Origin of the sequence: uncultured Oceanisphaera sp. (assembly GCF_947495715.1) — a bacterium.
In the GTDB taxonomy this organism is placed as follows: domain Bacteria; phylum Pseudomonadota; class Gammaproteobacteria; order Enterobacterales; family Aeromonadaceae; genus Oceanimonas; species Oceanimonas sediminis.
This window is the reverse complement of record NZ_CANLZU010000055.1, coordinates 1-758: the sequence shown is the minus strand read 5'-3', so window position 1 is coordinate 758 and position 758 is coordinate 1. Positions and strand designations below refer to the sequence as shown.

Below are 758 nucleotides of genomic sequence, written 5' to 3'. Positions count from 1 at the left end.
TCCTCTTTCATCTTTGGCAACATTTGATAATAGATGCCCCCTTGTCGGAAGAAGGAGTAGGTGCGGGTTTTACTGGTATTGGCTTTTATCGTCTTTTCCAGCCCGGCGGCATCTCCGGCCTTGCCGAGCAAGGTCAGCAGCACGATGGCCAGGGCGCTGAACAGGAATAAACGGTCGCGACGCTTGGTTGAACTGACATGGGTGTCAGCCATGCCCATGCCGAACTTGTAGTCCTTGATGTCCCGAAAGCTGCTCTCGATCCCCCAACGCTTGCCGTACAACTTGAGGGCGTCGGAGGCACTCAGATCACGCCGGTTGCTGGCCAGAAACCAGGCCTCTTTCATGTCCGTTTTCTTGCAGCAGAAGACCCGGGCGACGGGCTGTCTCTGGTTGGTCAGCTCCACCTCTTTCAAGGTGCGGGTACGACCACTGGGCGTCAGCCATGTCTTCGCCGGTTTGAGGTCTTCACCCACCGGGCAGAGCAGAATATTGTCTTTAAAACGAATGAGATAGTCGAACTCAAGCGTGTCTTCCAACAGGGCAAACAGACCGGTGTTGCCAAAACCCCGGTCGGCCACAATGGTTACGTTCACATCGTCCGGCAGAGTGTTTTTCAGCTTCCACAATAGCTCGTCTTCGTGGTCATTGCGTTTACCTTTCAGCAAGGATTTTTGGTGCGTCTTCCACAGCAGCGGCGTGTTGCGTCCATGACTGGTCTGCATGCTCAGCACGATGCTGCTATGGTCGTCGGCATCGAA

At 54.7% G+C, this 758-nt stretch carries 1 protein-coding gene; it reads right to left on the bottom strand.

What is annotated here, in order from left to right:
- Positions 1–758, bottom strand: a 758-nt coding sequence (locus tag Q0753_RS16550) for an IS4 family transposase (RefSeq protein WP_298723726.1), incomplete at both ends; no start/stop codon positions are given.